This is a genomic window from Methanobrevibacter sp. (assembly GCF_045116495.1).
In the GTDB taxonomy this organism is placed as follows: domain Archaea; phylum Methanobacteriota; class Methanobacteria; order Methanobacteriales; family Methanobacteriaceae; genus Methanocatella.
Genome location: NZ_JBGULU010000111.1, coordinates 1 through 3,283 on the forward strand (window position 1 = coordinate 1; position 3,283 = coordinate 3,283).

Sequence of the window (3,283 nt, forward strand, 5' to 3'; positions counted from 1 at the left end):
TTGTTTGACTCCATTGAATGCCTTAGCTGAGAATTGTTCTCCGCCCATTACGATACATTTTCCGCAACCTATCACTTCACAGAATTCCTCTATTTCAAGATATGACAACAATCTTGATGGTGTGAATTCCATTACTTCCGGCTGGTTTTCTTTGATTAATCTGATTAAGTCAACAATATTTTTAATTTCAATGTCATCGGCAAATATGATTTTAATACCGTTTGTTATTCCGGTTAGGATATCTTCAAGGGAGGTGTCAAATGCTATTGTCGCAATACTCAATATGCTTGAATATTCGCATTTTGGATTTTCTGCTGCTTCATTACATGCATTTTCATGACTTATCATTACTCCTTTAGGATTACCTGTTGAACCGGAGGTATAAATCATATATGCCAAATCATCAGGAGAAATATTCACATCAGGATTTGTTATGTTTTCGCCTTTTATTAATTCTTTTATATCAATTGAATTGTCTGATTCTCCACTGGTATTTATTATATAGTCTGCTTGGCTGTTTTCATATATGTAGTCAATTCTTTCCTGAGGGTATTCCAGATCTATTGGCACGAATGTGCATCCTGCCTTAAATATGCCTATTATTGTTGCAATTAAGTTGCTGTTTCTTGGAAGCATTACCAATACATTGCTTTTTGGTTTGACACCTTTTTTGATTAGTTCATGTGCTATACGATTTGCTTTTTGGTTAAGTTCATCATAAGTTAATGTTTCATCTGTTGCCACAAGTGCAATTTCATCTCCTTTTTCTTCTACTTGTTTTTCAAAACGTTTGTGTAGGAATGGAGTGTCAAGTTCTTCAAACTCTGGAATTTCACCGTCAATAAGTTCAATATCTTTTATTTTTAATTTATCCATATCATTCACGAAGAATTGGAATAAAGTATATTTGATTGAGTGTAGGAACAGTTTAACATACTCTTCAGTATAGATTTGGTCGTTATATTCAATATATAAACTAATGTTTTCTCCATCGTCAAATACATCCAGGTTAATTTTATAGTCGGTTGCTACAGTACCGTCAAGGTCAATTGATTTGTATTTTTTACCGTCGAGTATTATCTCATCATTAAATGATTCGTGGTATGCATAGAAGAATTCAGGTTTTAACTGATAATCTTCAGCAAGTTTTGTGTATGGATAATTACTGTGGGTCAATGCATCTTTCCATGCTTTATCCACTATTTTAATATAGTCTTCAACCATCATTTCACGATTTTCACCATTGACAATAATAGGTAAAGTTTTAACCAGCATTCCCTGTGTATCAAAGTAATCAGATTTTGCCCTACCATTGAAAATTGTTGTAATCAATGATTTGGAATTAAATGTAAATTTATTGAGACTTAAGATTGTAGCGGTCATGAATAAAACGTTTGGACTTATTGAATGATCATTACAGAAGAGTCTAACAAAAGTAGAATCCACAGTATCTGAAATGAGTTTTATATCTCCAATATCAGGATTTCCATTAATGTTTGGAGTTAAAACTGTTGATTCAATGCCTTGACTGAATTGAGATTTGAAGAATTTTTCAGAAGATTCGTTAATTGCAGTTTGATTTTCTATGAGGCTATATACATATCCATCAATCTTTTCAGTTTCAATTTTTTCACTGTTATATGCTTTTGTTAAATCATTGAAGAAATTATCCTGTGATACTCCATCTGTAATGATGTGATGGAAATCACTGAATAATATAGTTTCTTCAGGTGTATTATAGATTTTAAACCTGAATAATTGGTTGTTGTCCAATGGAATTGCCTTTATGTCATTTTTCATTATTTCCTTATTGGTAATTGCGTCTATTTCAACAATTTCTATTTCTTCAATTTCAGCATCGTCACATCTTTTTTGCATGATTTTTCCATCATCAGTATTGACAATTCTTGTTTTAAGGTATGGATGTGCTTCAATAGTTTCAATAAGTGCTTTTTTAAGTTTTTCAGGTTCAATACTGTTATCAAATCTCACTGCGACTGGCATTGTGTATTTGATTTTTTCAGTTTGCATACATTCGTAATAAATTCCTAATTGGTTTGAAGTCAATGGGAAGTACTCAGTATCCTTTGCACTTTCAATAATCTCATCAACGTCAATGTCTGATTCGATGTTATTGTCAATTTTATATGCAAGTGATTGGACTGTTGGATTATTGAATAATGAAGTTATGTCAATGTTTACATTGGTTTCATTATAAATCAAGGAGTTTAACTTCATTAATGTTAAAGATGTGAATCCGAGGGTATAAAGATCATCTGTTGTTCCAAATTCAGAGGATCCAATCATTTCAGAGACTATTTTGAATAGTTTTTCTTCTGTTTCATTTTCAGGTTTTACATTTTCCAAATCTAGTTTAGGAGTAGGTAATTTTTTCAGGTCTGTTTTTCCGTTTGGAAGATGTGGAATTTCATCAAGCTGCATAAATACTGTTGGAACCATATATTTGGTTAATTTGTTATGTAGATATCTTTTCAATAGTCTTATGTCAATTTCCTCATCGCTTGTGAAATATGCACACAGGTGGTCGTTATTGTTAATCTCTTTGATTACAACAACAGTCCGTTTAATATTTGGGAATCTGTTGATGTTTGATTCAATTTCTCCAATTTCTATTCTCAGTCCTCTGAGTTTGATTTGGTTGTCTATTCTTCCTTTGATGTCGATTTCTCCATTTGGAAGTTCTATTGCATAGTCTCCGCTTCTGTAGTATGGGATGTCGTTAATTGTTGTGTATACTTCGGCGGTTTTTTCAGGCATGTTGTAGTATCCTTTTCCAACTCCCGGTCCTCCGATGTAGAGTTCGCCCATTACTCCTTGAGGCAGTAGTTTTCCATCGAGGTCCCTTACTTCGGTTACATAGTTTTTGAGTGCTTTTCCAACTGTGATGTTTTCTGGATCGGTTATTTCCTTGTAGTTGGATGCAATTGTTGCTTCGGTCGGACCGTAACTGTTGTAAACCTTTGCGTTGGTGTATTGTTTGACTCCATTGAATGCCTTTGCTGAGAATTGTTCTCCGCCCATTACGATACATTTTCCGCAACCTATCGCATTGCAAAATTCTTCTATTTCAAGATATGATAGCAATCTTGATGGTGTGAATTCCAATACTTCCGGCTGGTTTTCTTTGATTAAATTAGTTAAATCAACAACATTTTTTATCTCGTTATCATTTGCAAATATGATTTTAATTCCGTTTGTTATTCCGGTTAGGATGTCTTCAAGGGATGTGTCAAATGCTATTGTCGCAATACTCAATATGCTT

At 33.3% G+C, this 3,283-nt stretch carries 1 protein-coding gene; it reads right to left on the minus strand.

Annotated features, from left to right (window positions below; translation table 11 throughout):
• Window positions 1-3,283 (minus strand): AMP-binding protein (locus ACJMLH_RS06165; protein ID WP_405275782.1); only part of this gene is annotated, 3,283 nt, incomplete at both ends.